The sequence below is a fragment of the Rhizobium altiplani genome (genome assembly GCF_001542405.1).
In the GTDB taxonomy this organism is placed as follows: Bacteria; Pseudomonadota; Alphaproteobacteria; order Rhizobiales; family Rhizobiaceae; genus Rhizobium; species Rhizobium altiplani.
This window is the reverse complement of record NZ_LNCD01000034.1, coordinates 113,995-140,439: the sequence shown is the minus strand read 5'-3', so window position 1 is coordinate 140,439 and position 26,445 is coordinate 113,995. Positions and strand designations below refer to the sequence as shown.

The window sequence follows — 26,445 nt, the reverse complement described above, 5'->3', positions numbered from 1 at the left end:
CTGGCCGCAACGGCGTTGCCGTCCTCCACTGGCGTTTCGGCCCTTCGGGTGCCGGCCAGCGCTTGAAGCCCGGCTTTTGGACCGCCGTAGCAGGTCGCGATGGTCGCGACCCCAAGCGGAGGTTCCAACATGACAAGGCAGCAAACCAGCCAACGATCCGACATCCACGGCCGCATCACCGACACAATCATTGCCGCTCTCGAACAGGGTGTCCGTCCCTGGACCCAACCCTGGCATAGCGCTTATCCGTCCGATCCGGTCTCACGACCGCTGCGCTTCAATGGCGCACCCTATTCCGGGATCAACGTCATCCTCCTCTGGTCGGAGGCAATCACCCGCGGCTTCGCATCCTCGACCTGGATGACATTCCGCCAGGCGCTCGAACTTGGCGGCGCGGTTCGCAAGGGCGAGAGCGGAACGACCGTCGTCTTTGCCAGCTCGATCATCCGCACCGAAACGGCTGATGGCGGCGATGACGTCGAACGCTCCATCCCCTTCATGAAAGCCTACACCGTCTTCAATGCCGATCAAATCGATGGCCTCGATGCCCGGGTCCAACCAACAGCAAGCCTCTCGGACCCATTCGACCGCATCGGTGAGGCCGGTCGCTTCTTTGCCAACACCGGCGCCATGATCCGTCATGGCGGCACATCGGCCTATTATGCCGCAGCCCACGACTATATACAGATGCCGCACTGCGACGCCTTCCGGGACGACGCTTCATACGTTGCCATCCTCAGTCACGAGATGACGCACTGGACTTCAGCCAAGGGACGGCTCGATCGCGATCTCAGCCGCTATGGGAAGGATCGCAGTGAGCGCGCCCGGGAAGAACTGATTGCCGAACTCGGCAGCGCATTCCTGTGCGCCGATCTCGGGATCGTTCCGGAACTTGAACCGCGTCCCGATCATGCAAGCTACATCGACAGCTGGCTGACGGTGCTCAGCGGCGACAGGCGCGCGATCTTCCAGGCCGCCTCACAGGCGCAGCGTGCCGTCGATTACCTGCATCACCTGCAGCCACGCATCGCAGGCGAGGGGGCGGCGTGAGCCGCCCTTTCACGCCTGACGATGCTGCCGCATGGAAAACAGGACCCCGCCCAACCCGAGCGGGGGTCTTCCCATTTACGTGTTCAGTGCATCCTTTGGGCAACTCGCGGGCGATGACCGCTGCTCGCCGCTGGCCAAGATACTGACGTCTCGGACTTGGTGTGTAACGAAGGAATGGCGCGCTGAAGAGCACCCGGCAATTTAAGTTTGAGGCTCTTCGAACAGTCCTGCAAATTCCGGATCCGCGTAGTATCTGAGCTTTCCGGCAGCGATCGGCCGCTGTCCGGCGATGAACAGGATCTCGACACTGGCGGGTAGGTTGCGGACTTCGTCGGGTGTCAGAAGCGGGCGGGCGACATGCTGCTCGGCCAACGAGAGACCGGTCTTTTCGGAATCGAGTGCGCGCGCAATCGTATTGAACACGACAGTCTCCTCGCCGAGCAGGTCGGAGACCAGCCGGGCACTGTCATGATCATTGACCCCGAAGACCTGCAACACGCCGGCATTCGACAAGAACGTGCCGGCCCGCTGGCCATAGGTGGCGCGTAGCTGATGAATGTCCTGGACGATCGGCCAGAGCTGCACGCCATACCCTGCCATCAGCCCCATGGCCCGTTCGATCGGGGCCAGATGGCCAAGGGCTGCAAACTCATCGAGAAGATACAGGACGGGTGGTGCCGACGAACGTGACGCCGATGAAACTGACGCCGATGAGTGTGACGAAGGTGGCGTGCGCGCCATCTCGATCAGGCTCTGGGAGATCAACAGGCGCAGCCAGCGCGAATAGGCCGCAAGCCTGTCTGGCGGCAACACCAGAAAGACGGTCGCCTTTTCGGCCTTCAGATCGCCAAACCGGAAATCCGATCGCGACAGCACGTTGGTCATGCGCGGGCTGTCGAGGAAATGCGTGTGCCGCTGTGCGGCCGAAAGCACGCCGCTTGCCTCGCGATCGGACTTGCCAAGATGCCGGTTGGCCGCACGCGCGATCAGTCCATTGACCGCATCACTGTCCTGCATCTCGTCGAGCAGGATGCGGAACGCTTCTGGTGCCAGCGTCAGCATGTGCCTCAGCATCGTCAGTGTGCGCCTGTCATCGGGCTGGGTTGCAACGACATGGAGAAGCAGTCCCGCAATCAGGGCCTTGGCTTCCTCGTTCCAGTGAGCATCACCCGCAAGGCCTGGTTCGTCGAACACGAGCGCATCGGCAAGCGTGGCCGCGTCCTCGGCGACATCGATACTGTCAGCGTCAAAGCCGCTGAGAGGATTGAAGTCGGCAGATGGCTTGCCGGTAATGCCGAATGGATCGAGGATATGAACCGGTCCAAAGCGGAGCCGTGCGTCGCCCGCTACCCTTGCATTCTCGCCTTTTGGATCGACGCAGATGATCGAACGATCTGCCGTCAACAGGTTCGGGATGATCGTCCCGACACCTTTGCCACTGCGCGTCGGCGCCATCGTGATGAGATGCGCCGGTCCGTCATAGCGAAGAAGCCGGCCCGAGCCAGGCGCGCGACCGATCAGCAGACCGTCAGGTGATCGCGTCAGCGGTTTGATTTCCTTTTTGCTGGCCAGGCGCGCCGAGCCATGCGTGTCGTCACTTGCCATTCCAAAATGCGTGATCAGGGGGGCGGACAGCATCCGCAGGAGCAACGCCAGTGCAAACAGGAAAAACACGCAGTTGCCGACAAGGACGAGGATGCCTCCTTCGCTGCTGCCGGGAAGGCGCCGGGTCAGATAGTCGATCCCGATTGAGACAATCAGGATGATCGAAACATAGCTCATCGCATGCATGGCGAACGACTTTGCGTAGCGGAACGGAAACGTGATCATTGCGACGATCGCCCATAATGGGTCGCGCGCGGCCATGCGGATCATGTTTTCCACAGCACGTTTGACGAGAGCAGACTGGGTCATTGACCCACCTCACTGTCAACGGTCTCAGTGCCCGACGTTGGCGCCTGCACCGTGAGCAGGTCGTCAAACAGTTGCCGGTCGGCGTCCCGGACCAGGAACTTCGGCAGTTCGGATCTGAGCCACGTGGCAAGCCCTTCCGATATCTGCACATCACGGTTGGTCAGCCGATGCAGGATGAGGGCGCCGATCAGCACCTTGCGCCTGGTGTCGATGCTGCGCTCCTGCTTGCTGAGGCGGATCTGCAATGTCTTTCGCCGCGCTTCCAGCTGCGCCAGCCGTTCGCCGATCGATTTGCGTGCCACGTTGCTGTCTCCCCTTTGAACTGTTGCTGAAGCGCATGTCCGGCCAGGTGTCGTCCGCGATGAATGCGCGGCCATGAGGCTCATCGAACCCTTGCAATCCGGCAACTCGCAAATCTGCGGGTAGATGCATGCAGCAGGCAGCGAAGACACTGGTCGCGGGCATCGCCTGCATGCTCCCACCAGGGCCGGAGGAGGCAAGCCGACGAGGGCACAAGGGCGCACTTACGAGTTGCGGGGCAACTCAGTGCGCGGGCCGGCAGACCCCGCGGGAAGAGGAGGACTATGGCGATCTATCATCTCAGCATGAAGGCGATCGCTCGCAGTGGCGGGCGCAGTGCTGTCGCCTCCGCCGCCTATCGTGCTGCGGCGAGGCTCACCAATGAGCGCGACGGGATGATCCATGACTTCACCAACAAAAAGGGAGTGGAGCATGCCGAGATCGTATTGCCCGCTGAAGTGTCGGCTGATTGGGCAATGAAGCGATCGGTCTTGTGGAACGCCGCCGAGCGTGCGGAGAAGCGAAGCGACGCGCGTATCGCCCGGGAATTCGAGATCGCGCTGCCGCACGAGCTCAATCCAGATCAGCGCTTGGCTTTGACCCGTGCGCTTGCCCAGCATCTCGCCAATCGCTATGGCGCGGCCGTCGACTTCGCAATCCATCAGCCCGACGTCAAAAGCGATCTGCGCAACTGCCACGCGCATCTGATGATGACGACCCGAGAGGTGAAAGAGTGTGGCCTTGGCGATAAGACGCTGCTTGAGCGAGAGAACCGATGGCTTCTCGCCAACCATATGCTCCCATCGCAGTTGCAGCTGCAGGAGCTCCGGCAAGCCTGGGAGCACCTCGCCAATCGGCATCTTGCGAAAGCAAGCGTCGATGTTCGCATTGACCACCGCTCCCACCTGGAGGCTGGGCTGACGATCGAGCCGACCGAACATGTCGGTGTTCACGCGACCCAGATAGGTCGCCAAGGTGGGCAAGTCTCGCGTGCCCGCATCGCTCCGCAATCGGCCGATCGAAATGCAGAGACCATTCGCCGGCGTCCCGAAGAGATTTTGAAGCTCATCACCAACGAGAAGAGTGTCTTCAACCGTTACGACATTGCCCGGGCCCTGCACCGCTACATCAATGATGATCCGCAGACATTCCAGAATGCCTTTGCATCAGTCATGTCGTCCAAGGCACTGGTCGAACTGAAACCTGAAACAGCTGATCGCGGCGGCAGCGGAGAGGCACGCTATTCGACGATGGAGATGGTTGCGGTCGAGGGTGCGATGGCAACCTCGGTGGTGGCAATGAAAGGACGTCAAAAGCACTGGGTCTCGAAGCGGCACGTTGAAAAAGCGATTTTCGATCAGGACCGGCTGATCAAGGCGAGCGGTGCTTCGTCGGGGCAGGGCCTGTCGGGCGAACAGCGTCGTGCGATCGAACATGTCACCGCGCCTGGTCAGATCGCGGTGGTGCTCGGCATGGCAGGTGCTGGCAAGAGCACGATGCTGGCAGCCGCTCGGCAGGCCTGGGAGGCTCAGGGCTATCGTGTTCACGGGGCAGCGCTCGCCGGCAAGGCGGCGGAAGGGTTGGAGGAATCGTCAGGCATAGTGAGCCGTACTCTTGCGTCCTGGGAATACAGTTGGCAGGCCGGTCGCAGTCGCCCCAAATCGAGGGATGTGTTCGTCATCGACGAAGCCGGAATGATTGGAAGCCGGCAGCTTGCGCGCTTCGTCGAGGAGATCAGAGAGGCTGGAGCAAAACTCGTCCTTGTCGGAGACCATGAACAGCTCCAGGCGATTGGAGCAGGAGCGCCGTTTCGAGCAATCGCAAACGTGGTCGGACATGCGCAGCTTTCTGAAGTTCGCAGGCAAAGATCGGATTGGCAAAAGCGGGCCTCAATCGACTTTGCCTCTCACCGGACCACTGCTGGGCTGTCAGCCTACAACGCACACGGAAATCTCCATCTGAAGGCAAGCCGCGAGGATGCTTTGAAGGCGATCATTGCGGATTATGTTGCTGACCGATCGGCAAACCCTGATGGTACACGCATTGCGATGGCGCACAGTCGCAAGGACGTGGCTTCAATCAATGCTGGAATACGGGCAGCATTACAGGAGTGTGGTGGCCTTGCGAAAGGCGCTAAAGGATCGGACGTCCAGGGTCATGAACTCACTTACCGCACGAACAACGGGATACGCGCCTTCGCCCGGGGCGATCGGATCGTTTTCCTGGAAAACGATCGCGACCTCGGCGTCAAGAACGGCATCTTGGGTGAAGTGATGTCTGTCGCGCCGGATGCAATACAAGTCCGGCTTGATGGAAGCGCACAGGCGGCAAAAGGCCAACGCTGTGTGACCATGCCGGTCAATAGCTATCGGGCGTTTGATCACGGCTACGCGACAACAATCCACAAGACCCAAGGGTCGACGGTGGATTGCAGTTTCGTTCTGGCATCGAGGACCATGGACCGACATCTGGCCTACGTCGCAATGACCCGTCATCGTGAGAAGGCACAGCTTTATGCGGGGTTGGACGAGTTCAAGACGGTGCGGTCCTTGAGTGAGACACTCAGCAGGTCAGGGGCCAAGGAGACCACGCTCGACTATGCCCCATCGGTTGCCGGCCGACACGGCATAGGTGATCACCATGGCAAGGGCGGTGAGGCCGAGAAGGAGGAGCGGTCCGTTCCGGCAGGAAACACTGTCGCGCCCACGCACCAAACGCCGTCGCTGAGTGGTCATAATGTGTGTGAAGGCATCGGTCCTGAGAGGCTTGACCACGGTCATGATCGTCCGGTGCTAGTCCCGGCAATCGCCAAGTATGAGAACAGCGTGGATGACGTAGCACGCTTGAAAGCGATGCCGGTATTTGAACGCGATTGGGAATCCGCGAAGTTGCTTGCCCGACGGATATACTCCGACGCACATGCCGCCATTGACGGGTTGCGGGGCCGCATTGTCGAAGGAAACGCAGACCCTGCTGAACTCGGGAAACAGCTTCGCTCCACACCGGAGACAGTCGGCACTCTCGTGGGAAGGACAGGAACATTCGGAGAGAACACTGAGCGCCGACAGGCACTTGGCCTCGTCAACGCGCTTGCGTTTCGTGTCGAACAGTCCGGAAAGACTTGGCAACGCCGTTTTGAGGCGGAATGCAATTCCGAGCAATGGAGGCGAGAAAAGGAGGATGTGATCGACGTGCCTGGTCTCAGCAACCATGCCGAAGCGCTGCTACGGAAGCTCGATGATCTGCCTTACGCGGAAAAGGGGGCGTTCGTTGCACAGCTAAAGGCGACGATCGAGGGCTCCAAGGCGCTCGACGAAGCAAGGGAGACGGCGAGTGCGGTCGAAAAACGCTTCGGCCGCGCCAATCCGTCTGATCTCGCCGGGCAGCTGAGGAGGGCTGGGCTTGATCAGACTGGCGATATCGAGCGCATCCGCGACGTCGTGCGCCTCGCCGATCGTAGCCATCGGGCCGAACTCACTCGGCAGAGTGAGATGAAGCGCTCGCTTTCACGGAGGAAGGGGTTGCGATTGGGGATGTAGCGTCGACAATGCCGAACGCATGGCTGTCATCAGGTGGTCATGGCGGAAGGCAAAAACTCGACTTGTGCGCCGTTCAGCAATGTGCAGATTTCATGTGGGTGGGAGACGGAATCGCGTGTCGGAGAAGGTATTCGTAAGTGCGCAGGAAGTCGCTGACAGAGCGGGGGTTTCACGATCCGCTGTGTCGCGGACGTTTACGCCGGGTGCCAGCGTCTCACCCGAGACCCGGCGACGGGTGCTCGAGGCAGCCGAAACGCTCGGCTACCACGTAAATGCTCTTGCCCGCGGTCTCATGCGCAATGAAAGCGGCATTGTTTGCCTCATCGTGTCCGACGTGGCGACACCCAATCGTTCTGCTTTGCTACGCGAACTGACAATGTTGCTGCAGAATGCCGGCAAGGTGGCGATGTTGATCAACACGGACCGCTCGGACGGCAGCGTGGACCAGGCCCTTCGCCAAGCGATCCGCTATCGCGCAGATGCTTCGATCATCCTGTCCGGAATGCCGGACAAATCCATCGCACAACTCTGTCTGCGAAGCGGACAGCGGCTTGTCCTCATCAATCGCGATGACGAACAGCCAGGTCCCTTGCGGATCAATCTTGATGATCGCGAGGCGGCTGGGCAGGTGGTGACAGCCTTCGTCAGAGCTGGATGCCGGAAGCTGGCTTTTGCCAACTCGGAAGCCGGAACACCAAGCTTGATGGCTCGTGAGCGGGGATTCGTCGCGGCGGCGAATGCGCTCGGAATGGCGGTTTCTGTCGAACGTCATGGGTGGACGGGTTACGACGCGGGAAAAGTCCTCGCACAGCGAATGTTGACGCGCCCGCAACGCCCGGATGCCGTCTTCTGCGCGACCGACCTCCTCGCATGCGGGTTCATGGACGCCGCCCGCCACCAGTTTTCGATATCGGTGCCAGACCAGCTGTGCATTGCAGGCTTTGACAATATCGAGCAGGCCTCATGGTCCTCGTATGACCTGACGACCTTCGCCCAGCCGGTTTCAGCGATGGCTTCCAAGGCGATCGACTGGCTCTCGCATTCGCAGCCGGACAATGATGGCGCCGTCCACGAGCAGTCGATCAGACTTCATGCCGAACTGGTTTGGCGCGGCTCGATTCGGGGCGGCTAAGTCGATCTGCCCGGCCGCGTTATTTCCATTCCCAGAACAGAGCAGATGCAAAAGGCCTGCGCAGCACCAAACTGTCCGTTCGAGCCGTCTGCTCGTAGGATGTGGCTTCCGCCTCCCCATTTAAACCGACAAAGTGCATCCGGGTGGACGCCGTCTTTGGTTGTCCCTTCCGACGGTAGTCAAAATGTACCGCACAGGTCGGGTACTGCCAATTATCGGTTAGAAGCTCGGCGAACTGTTTGGCATCCTGCTCGCGCCCCTGTCCGGTGAAGGCCAGAAACTGGCCAAGATTGAAGAACCCGCTGAACAGCGCATAGGCGCTTTCCTGCTGCATCCGGACAGCTTGCCCCGTCGTAAAGTCCCGTCGATAGGAGAGGCCTTCCGTTTGCCCCTTCGCTTTTTTTGCGGAGTAGCTGACAAGGTTCTTTTGGGCCAGCAGTTCCATCGTCAACGCGTAGCTCTGATAGCTCTCCGCGTTGGTGTGCAGGTCATCGATCCTGGCTTTCAGGTCAACGATGTAGTCTCGATACAATGCGGCGGCCATCTCAACTGCTCCGGTGACGGTGGAGCGCGCTTGCTATCAGATTGTGCGGCGTGGCCAAACCGATATCGCGCCTCCCAAGCCGTTCCTGCGGAAAAATCGTATCAGATGTGCAGCGCGTGCCCCAACGCCTTCAGTGCTGCTTCCTGCACGGCCTCGCTCCGTGTCGGATGCGCGTGGATTGTGCCCGCGAGGTCCTCCAGCCGTGCGCCCATCTCGATTGCCAGCGCAAAGTTCGCCGACAGTTCTGAGACACCCGCACCGACGGCCTGCAGGCCAAGAACGAGACCGGTATCCGCACGCGCCACGACCCGCACGAAGCCTTCCTCAGACACCATCGTCATTGCGCGGCCGTTTGCGCTGAACGGGAATTGACCGACCCGGATCGCGTAGCCTTGGGCGCGTGCCTCCTCCGGCGAAAGTCCTGCCGTTACGATTTCCGGATCGGTAAAGCAGATCGCCGGGATGCAACGCTTGTCCCAGGCACGCTGCTTGCCGGCAACGATCTCCGCAACCATTTCGCCCTGCGCCATGGCGCGATGGGCCAGCATTGGCTCGCCGGTAATATCACCGATCGCATAGACGCCCCGCATCGAGGTGCGGCAGCGATCGTCGATACGCAGATATGGTCCTGTACGATCGAGATCGAGTTCCTCGATACCCGATCCCGATATTTTGGGGCGGCGACCGACGGTCACCAGCACGCGGTCGGCGGGAAGCAGTTGTTCTTCGCCGTCCGACGTCTCGATGGCCAGCGCATTGCCGTCGTCCGAAAGGCCCTTCGCTTTTGCGCCTGTCAGGACCCGAAGGCCAAGTTCGCCAAGCCGTCGTGCAACCGGCCGCACGAGATCGGCATCATATTGCGGCAGTATCTGCTGCATCGCCTCGACGATCGTTACCTCCGACCCCAGCTTCGCAAATGCCGTGCCGAGTTCGAGGCCGATATAGCCACCACCCACGACGACAAGTTGCTTCGGCAGTTCGGCCAGCGAGAGCGCCTCCGTGGACGAGATGACCCGACCTCTGAACGGCAGGGCTGCGAGTTCCACAGGTTCGGAACCCGTAGCAATCACCACCGTCTCGGCACGAACGACCTGCATGCCGACCTCGGTTTCGACCTCCACGGTTTTGCCGTCGCGGAAGGCCGCGCGGCCGTGAACGATCTTGACCCTGGCCTTCTGCAGCAGGGCGGAGACGCCTCCATTCAGCCGGCCGACGATCCCATCCTTCCAGGCGATGGTTTTTCCAAGGTCGATCGAAGCTGCCTCGACACGAATGCCCATTGCGTTCTTGCCAGCAAGCATCTGTCTTGTGGCCCCAAACTCCTCGGCCGCATGGATGAGCGCCTTTGACGGAATACATCCGACATTCAGGCAAGTGCCGCCGGGCTTGCCCGCCTCGACGATGACGGTATCAAGGCCGAGTTGTCCGGCCCTGATAGCGCAGACATAGCCGCCCGGCCCGGCGCCGATGACGAGAAGCTTGCAGACGATCTCTTTCATGGATGTTAGCCTTCGATGAAGATAAGGGCGGGCGTCTCGAGAAGGACCCGAACACGTTGGACGAAGGTGGCGGCATCCCATCCGTCGATGATGCGGTGGTCGAAACTCGAGGAGAGATTCATCATCTTGCGCGGCACGAATTGGGTGCCGTCCCAGGCCGGGCGCACAGCGATCTTGTTGACGCCAACGATCGCGACCTCAGGGTGGTTGATGACAGGCGTCGAGACGATGCCGCCAAGCGCCCCAAGCGAGCTGATGGTGATGGTCGACCCGCTCAATTCATCGCGGGTTGCGGTGCCCGCGCGCGCAGCATCCGCCAGGCGGCCCATCTCGGTCGCGCAATCCCAGATCCCACGCGCCTCCGCGTTCTTGACCACAGGGACGACTAGCCCGGCGGGCGTCTGCGCGGCAATGCCGATATGGACACCGCCATGCCGGGTGAGGATGCCCTTGTCGTCGTCGAAGGTCGCGTTCACGTTCGGTTGTTCGGCGACGGCCTTCACGATTGCCCGCATCAGGAACGGCAGGACAGTGAGCTTCGGCTGCTCCGGCTTGCGGTCGCGGTTCATGGTGGCCCGCAATTCCTCCAGGGCCGTCATGTCGACTTCCTCGACATAGGTGATGTGGGGAATGCGAGAAGTCGACAACGACATCTTTTCGGCGATGCGGCGCCTGAGGCCGGTGAGCTTGATCTCTTCGGTCGACGTCCTTTTCGCGATCGCCACCGGTTGGGACGGCACTTCGCCGCGCGCGATGAATAGCTCGACATCATCGCGAAGAATGCGGCCGGCGGGTCCCGATCCCTTGAGTTGGCGCAGGTCGACACCACTTTCCCTTGCAAAGAGCCGCACGGATGGTGATGCCAGCGGCTTTTCTGCCGGCGCCGGAGCCTCGTGGCGAAGCACACTCGCGGCCTTGGTGACAGGCCGGGTGTCCGTCTCGACGGCAGGGGGTGGACTGTCGGCAGCTTTCGCCGGTGCCTCGGCAGGAGGTGCCTTCACGTCGCCTGACGTCTCGCCATCGCCAGTCTCGATCCTGACAAGCGGCGCCTTGACGGCGATCTTGTCGCCAATTTCAGCGCCCAACCAGACGACGGTCCCCGTAACGGGCGAAGGGATCTCGACCGTCGCCTTGTCGGTCATGACGGCGGCGATGACCATATCCTCCTTGACCGGGTCGCCCGCCTTGACGTGCCATTCAACAAGCTCGGCTTCCGCCACACCTTCGCCGACATCGGGCATCTTGATCGTGAATTCGCCCATGTGTCAGGCCTCCATGACTTCGGCTAGCGCCCGTCCAACCCGTCCGGGGCCGGGGAAGTAGTCCCATTCCTGCGCATGCGGATAGGGCGTATCCCAGCCGGCAACGCGCATGACCGGCGCTTCGAGATGGTAGAAGCAGTGCTCCTGCACGAGAGATGCGATCTCTGCGCCGAACCCCGACGTCAGGGTGGCCTCGTGGACGACGACGCAGCGCCCGGTCTTGTTGACGGACTGCACGATGCTATCGAGGTCGAGCGGCAAGAGGCTGCGCAGATCGATCACCTCGGCATCGATGCCCGTGTCTTCGGCGGCAGCAAGCGCCACGTGCACCATCGTGCCGTAGGCGATGACCGTCACGGCTGAGCCTGAGCGCCGAATGTCGGCCTTGCCGATCGGGATCGAGTAATGGCCCTCGGGCACCTCTCCGAGGTCGTGCTTCGACCATGGCGTGACCGGACGCTCGTGGTGGCCATCAAATGGCCCGTTGTAGAGCCGCTTCGGTTCCAGGAACATCACCGGATCCGGATCCTCGATCGAGGAAATGAGCAGCCCCTTCGCGTCATAGGGATTGGAGGGTACGACGACCTTCAAGCCGCAGACATGTGTGAACAGTGCTTCCGGGCTCTGGCTGTGGGTCTGGCCGCCGAAAATGCCGCCGCCAGTTGGCATTCGCAACACGATCGGACATGTGAAGTCGCCGTTCGAGCGATAGCGGATGCGGGCGGCCTCCTGGGTGATCTGATCGTAGGCCGGATACATGTAATCGGCGAACTGGATCTCGACACAGGGCTTCAGGCCATAGGCCGCCATGCCGATAGCGGTACCGACAATGCCGGACTCGCTGATCGGCGTATCGAAGCATCTTGTCTTACCGTACTTCGCCTGCAGTCCTTGGGTACAACGAAACACGCCGCCGAAGTATCCGACGTCCTCGCCGAACACCACCACGTTGTCGTCGCGCGCCATTGAAACGTCCATGGCGCTGCGCACCGCTTCAATCATCGTCATCCTGGCCATGTCAGAAACCTGCCTTCTGCCGCTGGCGACGAATGTGTGGCGGCATTTCCGCGTAGACGCCTTCGAAGATGTCTCGCACCGAGGGCTTGCCCCCTGCATGCAGCGTGCCGTGGTGCTCGGCCTGCTTCTGGGCTTCAATCACCTCATCCATGATTTCCGCTTCGGCCTGGACATGCCGCTCTTCCGACCATGCGCCCCTGATGATCAGGTGCTTTTTCAAGCGCAGCACCGGATCGCCCAGTGGCCAGGCTTCGGACTCCGTCTTTGGCCGATAGGCGCTCGGATCATCAGATGTCGAATGGGCGCCAACGCGGTAGGTGACATATTCGATCAGGGTAGGTCCGAGGTTTCGCCGCGCCCGCTCGGTTGCCCAACGTGCGACGGCGTAGACCGCAAGATAGTCGTTGCCATCGACGCGCAAGGCCGGAATGCCGAAACCAAGTCCGCGCGCTGCAAACGTGCCGGAGCCGCCGCGGGCGATCCCCTGGAATGTCGAAATCGCCCACTGATTGTTGACGATATTGAGGATGACCGGGGCTTTGTAGGTAGAGGCGAACACCAGAGCGGAATGAAAATCAGACTCCGCCGTCGAGCCGTCGCCGATCCAGGCAGCCGCGATCCTGCTGTCGTTCTTGATGGCCGACGCCATGGCCCAGCCGACCGCCTGGACATATTGGGTGGCGAGGTTGCCCGAGATGGTGAAAAAGCCGTGTTCCTTCGACGAATACATGATCGGCAGCTGGCGCCCTCGCAACGGATCGCTTTCGTTCGAGAAGATCTGGTTCATCATCTCGACCATCGGATAGTCGTCGGCGATCAGGAGACCTGCCTGGCGGTAGGTCGGGAAGTTCATGTCGCCCTTGCGAAGCGCCTTACGGAAGGCGCAACTGACGGCTTCCTCGCCGAGATGCTGCATGTAGAAGGACGTCTTGCCCTGCCGCTGTGCCATGAGCATTCGAGCATCGAAGGCGCGAAGCTTCATCATGTTGCGCAGGCCGGTCAGCAACTCTTCGTCGGAGAGCATGCCCGACCATGGGCCGACAGCCTCTCCCTCGCGGTTGAGGACACGAATGATCGAGTAGGCGAGGTCGCGGATCTCTTCCGGCGCAACGTCGATCTCGGGGCGCGGCACCACGCCTGCCTTGGCTATCTTCACGTTGGAGAAATCGGGTAGGCCGCCCGGCCGGACGGCAGGTTCCGGCACATGAAGGCTCAGTTGAGCTGTGTCCGTCATATCGTATTTTCCCTCCCAACTGCGATGTTCGCTTCTCTCCTCAAAGAGGAACGCCGCAGTTCTTGTTCTTATAGATTGCGCGCGATCACCATTCTCTGCACGTCGCTCGTGCCTTCATAAATCTGGCAGATGCGCACATCCCGATAGATGCGCTCGACCGGATAGTCCGCCATATAACCGTAGCCCCCATGGATTTGGATCGCATCCGAACAGACCCGCTCTGCCATCTCGGACGCGAAGAGCTTGGCCATCGATGCTTCGGAGAGGCACGGCAGGCCATTGTCGCGCAGCGCCGCAGCGTGAAAGACGAGTTGGCGCGCTGCTTCGATCTGGGTCGCCATATCGGCGAGGCGAAAGGCGACGGCCTGGTGCTCGATGATCGCCTTGCCGAAAGCCGTGCGTTCGCGTGCATAGTCGCGCGCTGCCTCAAAAGCGGCGCGTGCCATGCCGACAGCCTGAGCGCCGATGCCGATGCGACCGCCTTCGAGGTTCGCAAGTGCGATCCGGTATCCCTCACCCTCTGCGCCCAACCGCAATTCGGCCGGGACGCGCATGCTGCTGAAGGCGATCTGACAGGTGTCGGTCGAATGCAGGCCAAGCTTTTCCTCGACGCGGACGACTTCGTAGCCCGGCGTGTCGGTCGGTACGATGAAGGCGGTAATCCCCTTCTTGCCGGCATCCGGATCGGTCACCGCAAAAACGATGATCATCTGACCGTTCTTGCCCGACGTGATGAATTGCTTGGCGCCGTCGAGCACGTAGTGATCGCCATCGAGGCGCGCGCGGCTGCGCAGGTTGGACGCTTCCGAACCTGCTTGCGGCTCCGTCAGCGCAAAGCCGCCAATCCATTCGCCGCTGGCAAGCTTCGGCAGGAAACGCTGCTTTTGCTCCTCGGTGCCGAACTTCAGGATCGGCACGCATGCGACCGAACTGTGGACGCTCATGATGGTCGAGCATGGCCCGTCGCCTGCAGCGATCTCCTCGAGAGCTGCTGCATAAGCGAGCGTTCCGGTATTGGAACCGCCATATTCCTCGGGAACCAGCATGCCAAGCAGGCCGAGTTCGCCCATCTCGCTCAGCTCTGCGCGCGGAAACCTGTGTTCCCGATCACGTGCTGCCGCACCAGGGGCAAGTTGCTCGCGGGCAAAATCCCGTGCCAGATCGCGAATTTGCTGCTGGAGATCGGAAAGAACCATGCTTGCCTCCTTGCTGTCCGCTCTAGTGCCGCTCGATGGCAACGGCGGTCGCTTCGCCGCCGCCAATGCACAGAGCTGCCATCCCGCGCTTCAGGTCGTAGCGCTTGAGGGCGGCAAGCAACGTGACCAGGATACGCGCGCCGGATGCGCCGATCGGGTGGCCAAGAGCGCAGGCTCCGCCGTGCACGTTAACCTTTTCCTCCGGCAGCCTGAGGTCGCGCATCGCAGCCATGGCGACAACCGCAAAGGCTTCGTTGATCTCGAAGAGATCGACGGTCTCGAGCGGCCAGCCGGTGCGATCGGAGAGCTTCTGCAAGGCGCCGATCGGAGCCGTAGCAAAGAGATTGGGCGCCTGCGAGTGCGTGGCGTGTCCAGTAATGGTCGCGAGCGGTGCCAGTCCCCTGCGCTCGGCCTCGGAACGACGCATCAGCACGAGGGCGGCCGCACCGTCGGAAATCGAGCTGGAATTGGCAGCCGTCACGGTCCCGCCGTCGCGAAAGGCGGGCTTGAGGAGAGGGATCTTGTCGATCTTCGCCTTGCCCGGCTGCTCGTCCCGGCTGACCGTTTGTTCGCTCTTTCCCGCAGCGATCGTGACTGGCGTGATCTCGGCGTCGAAGCAACCGGTGTGGATCGCCTCTTGCGCTCGGGTCAATGATGTCACCGCATAATGGTCCTGCGCCTCGCGCGTGAACTGGTAAGCTTCGGCGCAGTCCTCGGCGAAGGTGCCCATCAAACGTCCCTTGTCATAAGCATCCTCCAGCCCGTCGAGGAACATATGATCGATGACGCGTCCGTGGCCGAGCCTGTAACCGCCACGGGCACGATCGAGAAGATAGGGCGCGTTGGTCATGCTTTCCATGCCGCCGGCGACGCCGATCGTGGCGCTGCCTGCTGCCAGGAGATCATGTGTCAGCATGACGGCTTTCATGCCGGAGCCACACATCTTGTTGACGGTGGTTGCACCGGTCGAGAAAGGCAGGCCGGCGCCGATCGCCGCCTGCCGGGCAGGCGCCTGGCCGAGGCCGGCCGGGAGCACGCAGCCGAAGACGACCTCGTCGACGGCATCCAGCTCCACGCGGCTTCGTTGAAGTGCCGCGCGGATCGCGGTGGCACCGAGGTCGGGCGCCGTTGCCCCTTTGAGTTCGCCTTGGAAGCCGCCGATCGGCGTGCGCGCCGTTCCGACAATGACGACAGGGTCCTGCAAAGCCATGTTCAAGTCTCCTGGTCAAAACGCGCTAGCGCGCGCTCATGCGCAGTGCGCCGTCGAGGCGAATGACCTCGCCGTTCAGCATGCTGTTTTCACATATATGGCGCACCAGCGCCGCAAATTCCGCAGGCCTTCCGAGGCGCGGCGGGAAGGGCACGCTCTTGCCGAGCGCTTCCTGCACCTCATGTGGCATGCCGGCCATCATCGGCGTCTCGAAGATGCCCGGGGCGATCGACACGACCCGAATTCCATGGCGGGCAAGCTCGCGTGCAATCGGAAGCGTCATCGAGGCAATGCCACCCTTGGACGCTGCGTATGCGGCCTGTCCAACCTGTCCATCGAAGGCCGCGATCGATGCGGTGTTGACGATGACGCCGCGCTCCCCCTCAGCGTCCGGGTCCTGCTGCTGCATGGCAGATGCTGCCAATCGGATCATATTGAATGTGCCAACGAGGTTGATGGTGATCGTGCGCACGAAGCTGTCGAGGTCGTGGGGGCCGTTGCGACCGATGATCTTCTCGCCCGGCGCCACGCCGGCGCAGTTCACCAGCCCGCTCAGGCCGCCAAAGGCCTCCATCGCAGCGGCTACGACAGCTGCAGCATCCCCGGCGCTTGTCACATCGGCCTTGACGTATCTTGCGTCCCCCCCGAGTTCCGCGGCGATCGCTTCGCCGGCAGTCTCGTTGAGGTCGGCGATGATGACGCGCGCGCCGTTCTCAGCCAGCATGCGCGCCGTGGCAGCGCCCAGGCCAGAACCTCCACCGGTAACGATAAAGCTTCCTTCACGGATCAGCATCGGTTTGCTCCCATCACCTCGCGATCGTCTGCCCGAACCGTGCCACCCTCCCCGGCCCAACCCAAGCCGACGGATTCTATTCCGTCGCCATATTGCAAGCGATGACAAAAATGCTGCATTGTTTCGGACAGTTTTGCCATAGGTGGAGGAGCTGGTGGCTGACATTGAGAGACGCATGATCGCGCGCGGCTTCGTCGAGGAGGCGCTTGACAGCTTGCGCCGAACAGGGCGGCCGACAGCGCCAATTCTTGTGTCGCTGGGGCTGCCCGAGGTTATCGATGAGCCCGTATCCGCCGAGAGCTATGGCGCTCTCTGGCTTGCGATTGCCAGGGAGCTTGATGACGAGTTTTTCGGGATGGGCGGGCGTCCGATGCGCAGCGGCAGCTTTACGCTGCTTTGCCATTGTGTTCTGCACGCGCCGACGCTCGGCCATGCGCTGCGACGGGCACTGCGTTTCCTCGACGTGGTGCTGGACGATCCGCGTGGCAAGCTTGTTGTCAGAGACGGGCTTGCCCAGATCGAATTGACGGACGCCTGTGAAGCACGGTCGGCCTTCGCCTATCGCACCTATTGGATCCTTATCCATGGGATAACCTGCTGGCTGGTCGGCAGACGCATTCCGATTCGGCTTGTCGATTTCCGTTGCGCCGAGCCGACGCAGGGGGCTGACTATCGGCTCTTCTTCGGAGCGCCCGTCAGGTTTGGACAACCAACCAGTCGCCTCGGTTTCGACAGCGCAATGCTGGATTTGCCGGTCACGCGCACGGAACAGGCGCTGAAGCAGTTTTTGCGGGGCGCACCGGCCAATATCCTCGTGCGCTATCGCTACGATGCGGGGCTCGCCTCCAGCGTCAGGCGGCGCCTGGACAAGGTGCCTCCGGCAGCATGGAAGACATTCTCGGATCTCGCTGTTGAAATGCGGATACCGCCCTCAACCTTGCGTCACCGCTTGCGTGACGAAGGCCAGAGTTACGCCGGCATCAAGGATGACATACGCCGCGATCTTGCCGTCGATCTGCTGCTCAACACGTCGAAGACAACAGGCGATATCGCCGCCCAGCTTGGCTATTCGGAGCCCAGCGCCTTCTTCCGAGCCTTCCGCAAATGGATGTCGAAAAGCCCCGACGCGTTCAGGCGCGAAGGCAGTGGCGCGGCCGGGCAGGACGGGCGCAGTTCGCGGACGATGCGTCACATCTCCCGGATCTAGCCCTGAACGTTTCAAAAGTCCGTCACTCGGCGCATGAAAATACCCGGCTGACGATAGTAATTAGACGGCGCACCATTGCCGTGCCGAGTACGAGGGGCCGCTGTCAGGGGAGGGCAACCAGGGATGTGGCGGCAGCGAGCATTGCGGACTATCATGTTCCTTCGTGCATCGTGCTTCGGCCACGCCGGAACGTGTGTTGAGGGCCATCGAGCGCATGCGTGTTCTTGAAAGGAAAGGTTGATCGGTATGCCTGCCGCTCGCGAGGATTTGCGGGACTTTTTGCGCGGAGAACCGGATTGCATACTCGTCGAAGTGACGGGAGCAGTCGGCTCGACGCCGCGCGATACCGATGCCTGGATGCTGGTGTCCAGGAGCCGTTCCTTTTCAACGATCGGCGGCGGCCAACTGGAATACATGGCGATCGACCAGGCACGACGGGCGCTCCGCCAGTCCCAATCGGTAGCGACGATGAGCATTCCTCTCGGACCGGAGATCGGCCAATGCTGCGGTGGTCGCGTTGGCCTTTCCTTCACCGCGGTCACAAGCGAACTGGCCGATGAGTTGATTGCTCGGGCCGATGACGAGATTGCCCAACGGCCCCATGTCTATGTCTTTGGAGCCGGTCACGTCGGCGACGCATTGGCCCTTGCACTGTCACTGGCCCCATTGCGCACAATACTGGTCGATACCCGTGAAGACGAGCTTTCCGCCTCACGTGCTTCGGGGATCGAAACGTGCCTGACCGCAATGCCCGAGGCGATCGTGCGCAATGCACCGGCAGGAAGCGCGTTTGTCATCCTCACCCACGATCACGCGCTCGACTTTTTGATTACCACGGAAGCACTGCGTCGGGACGATGCCGCCTATGTCGGGATGATCGGCTCGAAGACGAAGCGTGCGACCTTCAGGAATTGGCTATCACGCGAAGAGGGTAGGCCAGAGCTCCTTGATCGCCTCGTCTGCCCGATCGGCGGCACCGCAATAAAAGATAAGCGCCCCGCGGTCATCGCAACGCTGGCGGCTGCCGAGATTATGGTGGCGGTGCTATCTTTCGGCGCGGGGGCCGTTAGCGGAAAGCACAAGCTTAAGGCTGACGAATGACCTTTCGACTACCGCTCCCTCGAGGCAGCCGTCGGGTTCCTGACCGACCGTGATTTTGTACGATGTTCACGATCGGTGGCTATCCGATGCCAAAGGGAACTCTTGACAGAGGCGTATGAATTTCGCGCCTTCGATGCAATGTTGTTCTGCCTCGCGCGGCAAGCAGCCTATCCATTTCATGCCGGGAGCTGCCGAAACTGGTCAGCAGCCGCCGCGCTTCTCCCTTGTCGAGGCAATACTGTCTCTGCAACATGGCCGGTGAATACGATATCTCGCGTAACTCTTCTCTCATGACGTCTCCCTTTCAACTAGGAAACAATCGCGGGCGGTCGGTCGTTCCTTCACTGCTTGAGACCGCGTGTAAGATTGGGCGAGGTCGAGGGCTACACGGCCTGACGGTTAAGCCGACTTCGGTCGATGGGTCGGACGGACCGTGTGGCGTTCGATCCGCCCCGCGACTGAAAAGATCAGCACCTCGACGTCCATGTCGATCCTGTCGCCATCCATGAGCCTGACCACGTCGTCGATACCCGAGGTCGGGTGGCCATCAATCGCAAGCAGATAGTCACCTTCCCGAAGCCCGGCTCGCGCTGCGGGACTGTCAATTTCGACCCGGCGCAGTCGCACTGCTGTTGTCTGGACAAGCCCGGCTTCCAGGGCCACGCGGCGTTGCAGTTCCACGGTATCCGCCGCGATGCCGATGTAGGCGCGCCGCACATGGCCGAACCTCAGGAGTTCCGACACAACATGCTTGGCGGTGTTGGAAGCGACAGAGAAGGCGATGCTTTGCGCACCTTGGATCACGGCCGTGTTGACGCCAATGACCTCGCCTGCCGAGGACACGAGCGGGCCTCCGGAATTTCCCGGATTGAGCGCCGCATCGGTCTGGATGATGTCATCCATCAAGCGTCCGCTGGCGGCGCGCATCGATCGGCCGAGCGCGGATACGATGCCAGCCGTCACCGTCCACTCGAAACCGAGCGGATTGCCAATTGCGATTGCGATGTGGCCGCGCTTCAAGCTCTTCGAGTCCCCAAGCTTGGCCCAGGCGCCCGGCCAGTCGTTCGCTCGAATGAGGGCGAGGTCGCTGTCCGGATCCCGGCCCAGCACCTTGCCCTCGATCACAGCGCCATCTGGCGTTTTGATGCGAACGGTCTTGGCATCGTCGACGACATGGTTGTTCGTCACGACAAGACCATCGGGAGAGATCGCGAAGCCGGAACCGTGTCCGGCGCGGCCGCCCACCCTTTCAATGCGACTGACCGCGGGGCCGACGAGGTCGACCGCGTTCGATACAGAATGAGAATAGGCATCCAACAGGCTAGCGTCCTGAGACGGTTGGATGTCACGATCCAGGAATCCCATGAAAACTCCTCCGACGCGCAAGCGTCGCTTTGAGGAACGGCAGCGGCTGCAAAGGCGAGGGGCTGTCGGTTCGACAGGTTGAAATAGTGTCTATTCAGATGAGATTGCGCGCAACTCAAATCAAGGGGTGTCCAAGCTGCTATGTTTGGCAGGTTTCAAAGACACCAGCATCGAGCCGGCCCATCACTGAAATTTGACCCAGGGGATGCAAGGCAACGTCGCCTGCATGTGAAGCTGTGCTACATTTTTGACTGCTTGGATAAGGGGATTGGAATGCCATGTTTGCGACGCTCGCGATGCTGATCAGCCTCTCCGGTGCAACCCCCGCTGTGGCGGAACCCGGGGGAGGCGAGGTTGACGTAAAACTCGTCCTCGCAGTCGATACCTCTCGATCCATGGATCAGGAAGAGGCTCGCATCCAGCGCGAAGGCTATGTCGAGGCTCTCAAGCACAGAGAATTCATCGATGCGGTGACCGGGGGGCTCACAGGACGCATTGCGATCAGTTACTTCGAATGGGCGGGCTATGTGGTGCCGGATTCCGTCATCGACTGGCATGTGATCGCGACGGAACAGGACGCGATCGACTTTGCCAACAAGCTCGAGCAGCGTCCGATCGCCACGCAGCGCCGCACGTCGATCTCCACCGCGATTGCGCAAGGGGCTGCGATGATCGTCTCCAGCCCCTACACCGGTATGCGACAGGTGATCGACGTCTCGGGAGACGGTACGAACAATTCCGGCAGTCCGGTTGCGCCAACTCGCGACAAGGCAGTGGAGACGGGCATGGTCATCAATGGACTTGCGCTCATGCTGCGCCCGTCCGGGGCTCCAGGCGGTCTCGACAGGTATTATGCGGATTGCGTGATCGGTGGCCCCGGTTCTTTTGTCTTGCCAGTCTACAAGATCGAGGATTTCGCCGTCGCGGTGCGGCGGAAACTTGTGCTTGAGGTCAGTGGTCTTCCTCCGCCGCCGGCGACACAGCGGATCGCCGGCCAACCCGCGACCGACTGCATGATCGGCGAGCGGCAATGGCAGGACATGTTCGAGCGATGATCGCGAACCGGCTGCCGCCCTCTCAGCCCCTCAATGTGTCGCGCAGCACATCGAAGACGCGGGCATCCAACGTCTGGGAAACATTGAAGCGCATAAAGTTCTGGGCTGATTGTGAAAGGCTGAACGCGTTTCCTGGGGCGAGGACAATTTTCCGTTCCAGGGCAGCGCGTGCAACATCGGCAGCGTTGACGTCTCCGGGCAACCGGCACCAAAGGAACATGCCTGCCGAGGGTTCCAGCCAGGGAACGATGCCGAGGTTCTTCAGCTTCGCCGAGACGTTAAACATCGCCTCCGAGAGCCGGCTGCGCAGAGCCTCGACATGCTTGCGGTAGCTGCCATCACTGAGGACCTTATAAACAAGTTCGGACGAAAGCCGCCCGCCGCCGAATGTGGTGGCGATCTTGAGATCGATCAGTGCATCGACCCATTCCGGCTTTGCGGCGATGAAACCGCAGCGGGCCGAGGCCGACAGGGTTTTGGAGAAGCTTCCTATATGGATGACCCTGTCCAAGCCATCAAACGCCGCAAGACGGGGCGCCGGCGTGTGCTCGAAATCGGCGAAAATATCGTCCTCGACGATGGTGAGTTCGAATTGATCAGCGATCTTCAAGACCTTGTGGGCCGCAACAGGAGAAAGCGTCGCGCCTGTCGGGTTGTGGATTGCCGAGTTGGTGATGTAGAGGCGTGGTCGGTGTTCAGCCACAACCTGGCTGAACAGTTCGATGTTCGGACCTGAGGGCGTATAGGGGACACTGACGATCCTTGCGCGATGGGCCCGCAGCAGCGCCTGGAAATTGAAGTAGCAGGGATCATCCACCAGCACGACGTCATCAGGTTCGAGAAGGAAACGGCAGAGAAGATCGATCGCCTGTGTGCCCGATTCCGTCAGCATGATTTGATCCGGGGAGGCCTCCACGCCTCGCTCCGCCATGCGTCGCGCAATATGCTGGCGTAACGGCGGTAATCCGAGGGGCGAGCCGTAGTCGGCGAACGCCCTGTTGTCGGCACGCGACAGTGTTCGCAAGGCCCGTCGAATGCCGGTTTCCGGAAGCCAGGACGGTGGGAGCCAGCCGCAACCTGGCTTCAGATCTCCGTCATCGGCTTCAAGCGACTGCCGGGAAACCCAGAACGGATCGACGGCTCGGTCCAGCTTGGGGCCGATGTCGGAGAGGGAAAATGGAGCGGCCTGGTTTGCGACGTAGAAACCGGAACCTGGTCGAGACAGGATCACGCCTTCGGCAACCAGGCGCTCATAGGCGTCGACGACCGTCGACGTGGAGACGCCGGATGCTTTGGCCATTGCCCGAACGGATGGCAATTTTGCGCCCGGCGTCAGGTTGCGGCCGGCGATCCGTTGCCGGATCGTGGCCATGACCGTCGCCACCCGGCTGGTGTTGAGCTCCGTATTTACATCCATCTGTACTGCTACCTCAGGCATAACAGTTTTGTTGAACTGTACCAGATTGTCGCTGGCGCTGCCATGGCTTTGGGCCGATAAGAACGGCATGTGAGAAAGGCAGTGTATACATGGACCGCACCGCATCTGGGTGGCTTAACGGCCTTATTGGCGTAGTGATTTTCAGCGGCTCCCTGCCCGCCACGCGTGTGGCGGTCATGCAGTTTGATCCGGTGTTTCTGACAGTGGCGCGAGCGGGAATTGCAGGAGCACTGGCGCTTTTGCTGTTGCTGCTGTTCAAGGAGAAGCGTCCGGCAAGAGATGATCTGATATCGCTGGTGGTGGTTGCCGCAGGCGTGGTGGTCGGCTTTCCATTGTTGACTGCGCTTGCCCTGCAGCATGTTACCTCGGCACATTCGGTGGTCTTTATCGGGCTCCTGCCACTTGCCACCGCCATCTTTGGCGTGATCCGCGGCGGGGAACGTCCGAAGTTGGCATTCTGGCTCTTTGCAGTGATGGGAAGTGCGCTGGTCTGCAGTTTCGCCGTGGCGCAAGGACTGAGTGCTGCGCCCCTAGGAGACGCCTTGATGATGGCGGCGATCGTCGTCTGCGGGCTTGGTTACGCCGAGGGGGCGAAGCTCTCGCGGAAACTCGGGGGATGGCAGGTCATTTCCTGGGCGCTCGTTCTGTCGCTGCCGCTGATGATCCTTGCATCGATCTGGTTCATGCCGACAAGCTTCTCGGGCATCAATGCCCCTGCGTTGGCGGGCCTCGTCTATGTCTCTTTATTCAGCATGCTGATCGGCTTTGTTTTCTGGTATCGGGGCCTGGCACAAGGCGGAATCGCGAGCGTCGGTCAACTGCAATTGCTTCAGCCCTTCCTCGGCCTGACGCTTGCCGCAACGCTGCTGCATGAAACGGTGACCTGGACGATGTTTGCGGTAACCGCAGCGGTGATTGCCTGCGTGGCGGCTGCCCGCAAATTCGCCCGATAGCGCGACGCCTCGTCGTCGGCAGCGCTTTTCAAGCGCCGTCGAACCTGAGTGCTCCTTCCGCTTCCAGACGAACGCGGCCCCTTCCGACCCTGACAATCCGGATTGGGGCCCGCTTCTCTTCGAGCCGCCGGCGCAGCAGCAACAGCCGGGTCTCGAGATTGTCCTTGATCTCCGGCATCCGGCCGCCAACGGCCAGCCGCATCTCCCTGTTGGTGAACTCGTTGCGGCCCTCGCTCAGGTGCCATTCGAGCATCAGACGAAGCAGCGTACCGGCAATGCCCTTCACGATATAGGTACCGTCGACGAACACGCTGTCGTCCACGCGATGATGGACAACACGGATATCCCGGCCGCTGGCCGCAGGTTCGGATGCAAGCGCGGGTGCACCCTGCGCCGGCTCGGCCGACGCCGCCTCCCGTTCGCTCGCCCTTAAGGCGCTGGCGGCCTGTCCCGCCAGAATTTCAAGGGCTGCCTCATCTTCCTCGCGAAAGGCCAGCCGTTCCGCGCTTTCGACGAAAAGTACTCCGGTCACGGTGCCTCGAGCTGACATGGGAACGGCGATCTGGCTCATTACCATGGGCAATTGCGGAAAGGCGACGATACGCGTGGCGTTTTCCGATGCCTCTGCCTCCATGCCGATCGCTTCCCCGAGCCGGCGCACGCGGCTCATGTCGCTGACCTTGATCGTTTGCCCGCTCGTTGCCGCCGCGCCGATCAGCCCCTCGCTCCCGGCGATTTCGGATCCCAGTCCCGAGCGGTCGTAGCCGAGGCTGCCGGTCGTGATCAGGCAGCCGCGATGGCTATCATGGATGAGCACGACCGCATTTCGATATCCGAGAACGCGCTGAATACCGGCGAGGAGGCTATCGATGATCTCGTCCGCTTCTCCCTGCCGTTCGATGGCCCGGATTGCGTCCGAGAGAGCGGGAAGGCTGACGGGATCACGGCCTGTCGGGCTACGCGCGGTTTCCACCGGGGAGGGGACCTTCTCGATCCGGCGCACACGGAAGATATCAGCGCTCCGCAGCCGCATTACCTCCGACATGCCGACCTGCGCGCTGCTCGCCTTGAGCTGGAGCGCTATCTTGTCGAACAGCTGGCCGGCATCGACGGAGCGCACGAAACCGATGTCGAGCAGGAATTGGTCGCCCGTGAAGCCATCGACGAGGATCAGCGCGACCTGAGGGTTGGCGCGCACGTTCGCCGCCGTCTTGGCAAAGAACTGATTGGAGAGGGCAACGTGGTCTTCGTCGACCCGCACCACATGAGAAAGATAGGAGATGTTCGGCGTTCCGTCGGCCGCGGCAGTGGCGATGATGGAGGGAATGACACCTTCGAAGCAGGCTGACAGGTCGCTGAGACGCAAGCTCATCTGGGCCTCGCGAAAGCCAGCATGCCGGCAAGCGGGCCGGGCGTCTGGATGTATATTTCACTCACGGAAAGCCTGACGACCTTGGCCTCGCGAGCAGTAAGCCACGGCGTAATGATGCGTCCGGGCACTCCAAGGGCTTCAAGCTCGCCCGTGGCTGCCGCGATGAAGCGGTCGGCACAATCGATATCATGTGCCTCAGTTTCCCGCATCGAGGCGGCCCCCTTGAGCTGAAAGCTTACATAGTCAGATGGACTGACGAAGGTGGCGGCAATCCGGCCCGTCTGCCGGACGGAGGTTTCGAGCCGAGGCCATTGCCAGGACGAGAAGATGACGTCGATCGTCTCCCGGTCGTCGAAAATGTGGAAGCCGACTCCGCGTCCAGCGGATGGGTGCCCCGTTTCGTCGGCGGCGGCGATGATGCACATAAGCGGTCGCTTGAAGAAATCGAGAAGCTTGTCGTCGACCTGCACCGCCGCCCCCCTGCGTGTCCTAACCCTCTTTAGCATCCTTTTAGGATATTCGGCACGGTTTGCACATTCTTTTAGGAACGCGCGTTTTTCCTGCGCGCTATAGAAACGCCGCACGGATTGGACCGTCTGGATAACCATCTGCCCGGTCGTTTGTGGATCTATGCCACCGAAGCTGCAAACGCCGAGATCATGCCGGCATGTCGGACCGGCACGGCATCCGAACCCGTCCGTGCACGAATTAGTCGCAACCGAAACGGCTGAAGCCTGGAGTGAATGATGGAGAAGTTTACGCATGCGGCGGTATCGCCGCCGAACCATGGAACGCCGGCAATGGCGTTCGGCAAGCATGTCATACGCATGATGGCGGCCAACACCGGCGGTTCGTTCGGTATGTTTGAGGCCACCGTTCCGCCCGGAGAAGGTCCGCCGCTTCATATGCACGAGCGCGAGGATGAATTCTTCCGTGTCCTGTCGGGCCGCTTCGGTTTCTGGTGTGCCGGTGACTATGTCGAACTGACGGAAGGGGGCTGCATCGCGCTGCCACGCGGCGTTCCGCATCGCTTCCGGAATGTCGGCGAAAGCGAAGGCCATATCATGGTCGTTGTGACGCCCGGCGGGTTCGAGAATTTCTTTCCGATCATCGAGCTTTGCAAGCCCGAAACGCCCGAGCAAATCGCCTCTGTCGCGATGGATTTCGGCCTGACCTTCCTGCCCGTCGAAGGCCGCAAGGTCGCCTGATCCGGCGACAAGCCACCCTGAAATACAGCATCGAGAATTCAATAACGGTCCATCGA

22 protein-coding genes are annotated in these 26,445 nt (G+C 61.3%); 8 read left to right on the top strand and 14 right to left on the bottom strand.

Translation table 11 applies throughout. The features are described 5' to 3' along the window. The first annotated feature begins 129 nt into the window (after positions 1-129). Entirely contained in the window at positions 130-1,050 is a 921-nt protein-coding gene (locus AS026_RS07400) for an ArdC family protein (protein WP_062369212.1), read from the top strand. Positions 1,051-1,251: 201 nt separating this feature from the next. Here AS026_RS07400 and AS026_RS07395 read toward each other — a convergent pair whose 3' ends face one another. Next, positions 1,252-2,964 (bottom strand): type IV secretory system conjugative DNA transfer family protein, encoded by a 1,713-nt coding sequence (locus AS026_RS07395; protein WP_062369211.1) that lies wholly within the window; start codon positions 2,962-2,964, stop codon positions 1,252-1,254. Then, positions 2,961-3,266, bottom strand: a complete 306-nt coding sequence (locus tag AS026_RS07390; protein WP_062369210.1) for a hypothetical protein — start codon at positions 3,264-3,266, stop codon at positions 2,961-2,963. Before AS026_RS07390 ends, AS026_RS07395 begins: the two co-directional genes overlap by 4 nt. A 282-nt stretch (positions 3,267-3,548) precedes the next feature. On the opposite strand from AS026_RS07390, the gene traA reads away from it, so the two are divergent. Beyond that, positions 3,549-6,803, top strand: coding sequence for a Ti-type conjugative transfer relaxase TraA (traA, locus tag AS026_RS07385; protein WP_062369209.1), 3,255 nt, complete (start codon positions 3,549-3,551; stop codon positions 6,801-6,803). A gap of 115 nt (positions 6,804-6,918) precedes the next feature. Continuing rightward, positions 6,919-7,935, top strand: coding sequence for a LacI family DNA-binding transcriptional regulator (locus tag AS026_RS07380; RefSeq protein ID WP_062369208.1), 1,017 nt, complete (start codon positions 6,919-6,921; stop codon positions 7,933-7,935). A gap of 19 nt (positions 7,936-7,954) precedes the next feature. On the opposite strand, the gene AS026_RS07375 is transcribed toward AS026_RS07380, so the two are convergent. The 8 genes from AS026_RS07375 to AS026_RS07340 form a co-directional block, all read right to left on the bottom strand. Then, positions 7,955-8,479, bottom strand: a complete 525-nt coding sequence (locus tag AS026_RS07375) for a hypothetical protein (RefSeq protein WP_062369207.1) — start codon at positions 8,477-8,479, stop codon at positions 7,955-7,957. Between the two features lie 101 nt (positions 8,480-8,580). Beyond that, positions 8,581-9,978: a dihydrolipoyl dehydrogenase gene (lpdA, locus tag AS026_RS07370; protein ID WP_062369206.1), complete on the bottom strand. Its 1,398-nt coding sequence runs from the start codon at positions 9,976-9,978 to the stop codon at positions 8,581-8,583. A gap of 5 nt (positions 9,979-9,983) precedes the next feature. After that, positions 9,984-11,240, bottom strand: coding sequence for a dihydrolipoamide acetyltransferase family protein (locus AS026_RS07365; protein ID WP_062369205.1), 1,257 nt, complete (start codon positions 11,238-11,240; stop codon positions 9,984-9,986). Positions 11,241-11,243: 3 nt separating this feature from the next. Continuing rightward, positions 11,244-12,257: an alpha-ketoacid dehydrogenase subunit beta gene (locus tag AS026_RS07360; protein ID WP_018857997.1), complete on the bottom strand. Its 1,014-nt coding sequence runs from the start codon at positions 12,255-12,257 to the stop codon at positions 11,244-11,246. 1 nt (position 12,258) lies between these two features. After that, positions 12,259-13,491, bottom strand: a complete 1,233-nt coding sequence (locus tag AS026_RS07355; protein WP_062369204.1) for a thiamine pyrophosphate-dependent enzyme — start codon at positions 13,489-13,491, stop codon at positions 12,259-12,261. 68 nt (positions 13,492-13,559) lie between these two features. Next, positions 13,560-14,687, bottom strand: coding sequence for an acyl-CoA dehydrogenase family protein (locus AS026_RS07350; RefSeq protein WP_062369203.1), 1,128 nt, complete (start codon positions 14,685-14,687; stop codon positions 13,560-13,562). A 22-nt stretch (positions 14,688-14,709) separates the two neighbouring features. Further along, on the bottom strand, positions 14,710-15,897 hold the full coding sequence (locus AS026_RS07345) for an acetyl-CoA C-acyltransferase (protein ID WP_062369202.1): 1,188 nt from the start codon (positions 15,895-15,897) through the stop codon (positions 14,710-14,712). Positions 15,898-15,922: 25 nt separating this feature from the next. Continuing rightward, positions 15,923-16,690: a 3-hydroxyacyl-CoA dehydrogenase gene (locus tag AS026_RS07340; protein ID WP_062369201.1), complete on the bottom strand. Its 768-nt coding sequence runs from the start codon at positions 16,688-16,690 to the stop codon at positions 15,923-15,925. 154 nt (positions 16,691-16,844) lie between these two features. Here AS026_RS07340 and AS026_RS07335 point away from each other — a divergent pair, with 154 nt between their 5' ends. Then, positions 16,845-17,897: an AraC family transcriptional regulator gene (locus AS026_RS07335; protein WP_062369200.1), complete on the top strand. Its 1,053-nt coding sequence runs from the start codon at positions 16,845-16,847 to the stop codon at positions 17,895-17,897. Between the two features lie 246 nt (positions 17,898-18,143). Further along, positions 18,144-18,998, top strand: coding sequence for a xanthine dehydrogenase accessory protein XdhC (gene xdhC / locus AS026_RS07330; protein ID WP_062369199.1), 855 nt, complete (start codon positions 18,144-18,146; stop codon positions 18,996-18,998). A gap of 399 nt (positions 18,999-19,397) precedes the next feature. On the opposite strand, the gene AS026_RS07325 is transcribed toward xdhC, so the two are convergent. Further along, on the bottom strand, positions 19,398-20,363 hold the full coding sequence (locus AS026_RS07325; RefSeq protein ID WP_025660210.1) for a S1C family serine protease: 966 nt from the start codon (positions 20,361-20,363) through the stop codon (positions 19,398-19,400). Between the two features lie 278 nt (positions 20,364-20,641). Between AS026_RS07325 and AS026_RS07320 the strand changes: the two genes are divergently transcribed. After that, the gene (locus AS026_RS07320; protein WP_062369198.1) at positions 20,642-21,418 is read left to right on the top strand and encodes a DUF1194 domain-containing protein; all 777 of its coding nucleotides are present in this window, start codon (positions 20,642-20,644) and stop codon (positions 21,416-21,418) included. A gap of 22 nt (positions 21,419-21,440) precedes the next feature. On the opposite strand, the gene AS026_RS07315 is transcribed toward AS026_RS07320, so the two are convergent. Further along, on the bottom strand, positions 21,441-22,856 hold the full coding sequence (locus AS026_RS07315) for an aminotransferase-like domain-containing protein (protein ID WP_205634453.1): 1,416 nt from the start codon (positions 22,854-22,856) through the stop codon (positions 21,441-21,443). A gap of 89 nt (positions 22,857-22,945) precedes the next feature. On the opposite strand from AS026_RS07315, the gene AS026_RS07310 reads away from it, so the two are divergent. Continuing rightward, on the top strand, positions 22,946-23,809 hold the full coding sequence (locus tag AS026_RS07310; RefSeq protein WP_018858007.1) for a DMT family transporter: 864 nt from the start codon (positions 22,946-22,948) through the stop codon (positions 23,807-23,809). A gap of 28 nt (positions 23,810-23,837) precedes the next feature. Here the strand turns inward: AS026_RS07310 and AS026_RS07305 are convergent, their stop codons facing one another. Next, positions 23,838-25,181, bottom strand: a complete 1,344-nt coding sequence (locus AS026_RS07305; protein ID WP_062369196.1) for a GAF domain-containing protein — start codon at positions 25,179-25,181, stop codon at positions 23,838-23,840. After that, a complete protein-coding gene (locus AS026_RS07300; protein WP_245307381.1) occupies positions 25,178-25,651 on the bottom strand; it encodes a pyridoxamine 5'-phosphate oxidase family protein in 474 nt (157 codons plus the stop codon). Before AS026_RS07300 ends, AS026_RS07305 begins: the two co-directional genes overlap by 4 nt. Before the next feature lie 276 nt (positions 25,652-25,927). Here AS026_RS07300 and AS026_RS07295 point away from each other — a divergent pair, with 276 nt between their 5' ends. Continuing rightward, positions 25,928-26,389, top strand: coding sequence for a cupin domain-containing protein (locus tag AS026_RS07295; RefSeq protein WP_018858010.1), 462 nt, complete (start codon positions 25,928-25,930; stop codon positions 26,387-26,389). The last annotated feature ends 56 nt before the right edge of the window (positions 26,390-26,445 follow it).

Excerpts from the sequence above, each read along its gene's own strand:
- AS026_RS07360 (WP_018857997.1), bottom strand. The coding sequence starts at position 12,257 with ATGGCCAGGATGACGATGATTGAAGCGGTGCGCAGCGCCATGGACGTT.
- traA (WP_062369209.1), top strand. The coding sequence starts at position 3,549 with ATGGCGATCTATCATCTCAGCATGAAGGCGATCGCTCGCAGTGGCGGG.
- AS026_RS07345 (WP_062369202.1), bottom strand. The coding sequence starts at position 15,897 with ATGGCTTTGCAGGACCCTGTCGTCATTGTCGGAACGGCGCGCACGCCG.
- xdhC (WP_062369199.1), top strand. The coding sequence starts at position 18,144 with ATGCCTGCCGCTCGCGAGGATTTGCGGGACTTTTTGCGCGGAGAACCG.
- AS026_RS07320 (WP_062369198.1), top strand. The coding sequence starts at position 20,642 with ATGTTTGCGACGCTCGCGATGCTGATCAGCCTCTCCGGTGCAACCCCC.
- AS026_RS07340 (WP_062369201.1), bottom strand. The coding sequence starts at position 16,690 with ATGCTGATCCGTGAAGGAAGCTTTATCGTTACCGGTGGAGGTTCTGGC.
- AS026_RS07310 (WP_018858007.1), top strand. The coding sequence starts at position 22,946 with ATGGACCGCACCGCATCTGGGTGGCTTAACGGCCTTATTGGCGTAGTG.
- AS026_RS07295 (WP_018858010.1), top strand. The coding sequence starts at position 25,928 with ATGGAGAAGTTTACGCATGCGGCGGTATCGCCGCCGAACCATGGAACG.
- AS026_RS07355 (WP_062369204.1), bottom strand. The coding sequence starts at position 13,491 with ATGACGGACACAGCTCAACTGAGCCTTCATGTGCCGGAACCTGCCGTC.
- AS026_RS07350 (WP_062369203.1), bottom strand. The coding sequence starts at position 14,687 with ATGGTTCTTTCCGATCTCCAGCAGCAAATTCGCGATCTGGCACGGGAT.
- AS026_RS07365 (WP_062369205.1), bottom strand. The coding sequence starts at position 11,240 with ATGGGCGAATTCACGATCAAGATGCCCGATGTCGGCGAAGGTGTGGCG.
- AS026_RS07305 (WP_062369196.1), bottom strand. The coding sequence starts at position 25,181 with ATGAGCTTGCGTCTCAGCGACCTGTCAGCCTGCTTCGAAGGTGTCATT.
- lpdA (WP_062369206.1), bottom strand. The coding sequence starts at position 9,978 with ATGAAAGAGATCGTCTGCAAGCTTCTCGTCATCGGCGCCGGGCCGGGC.
- AS026_RS07325 (WP_025660210.1), bottom strand. The coding sequence starts at position 20,363 with ATGGGATTCCTGGATCGTGACATCCAACCGTCTCAGGACGCTAGCCTG.
- AS026_RS07315 (WP_205634453.1), bottom strand. The coding sequence starts at position 22,856 with ATGCCTGAGGTAGCAGTACAGATGGATGTAAATACGGAGCTCAACACC.
- AS026_RS07400 (WP_062369212.1), top strand. The coding sequence starts at position 130 with ATGACAAGGCAGCAAACCAGCCAACGATCCGACATCCACGGCCGCATC.
- AS026_RS07395 (WP_062369211.1), bottom strand. The coding sequence starts at position 2,964 with ATGACCCAGTCTGCTCTCGTCAAACGTGCTGTGGAAAACATGATCCGC.
- AS026_RS07375 (WP_062369207.1), bottom strand. The coding sequence starts at position 8,479 with ATGGCCGCCGCATTGTATCGAGACTACATCGTTGACCTGAAAGCCAGG.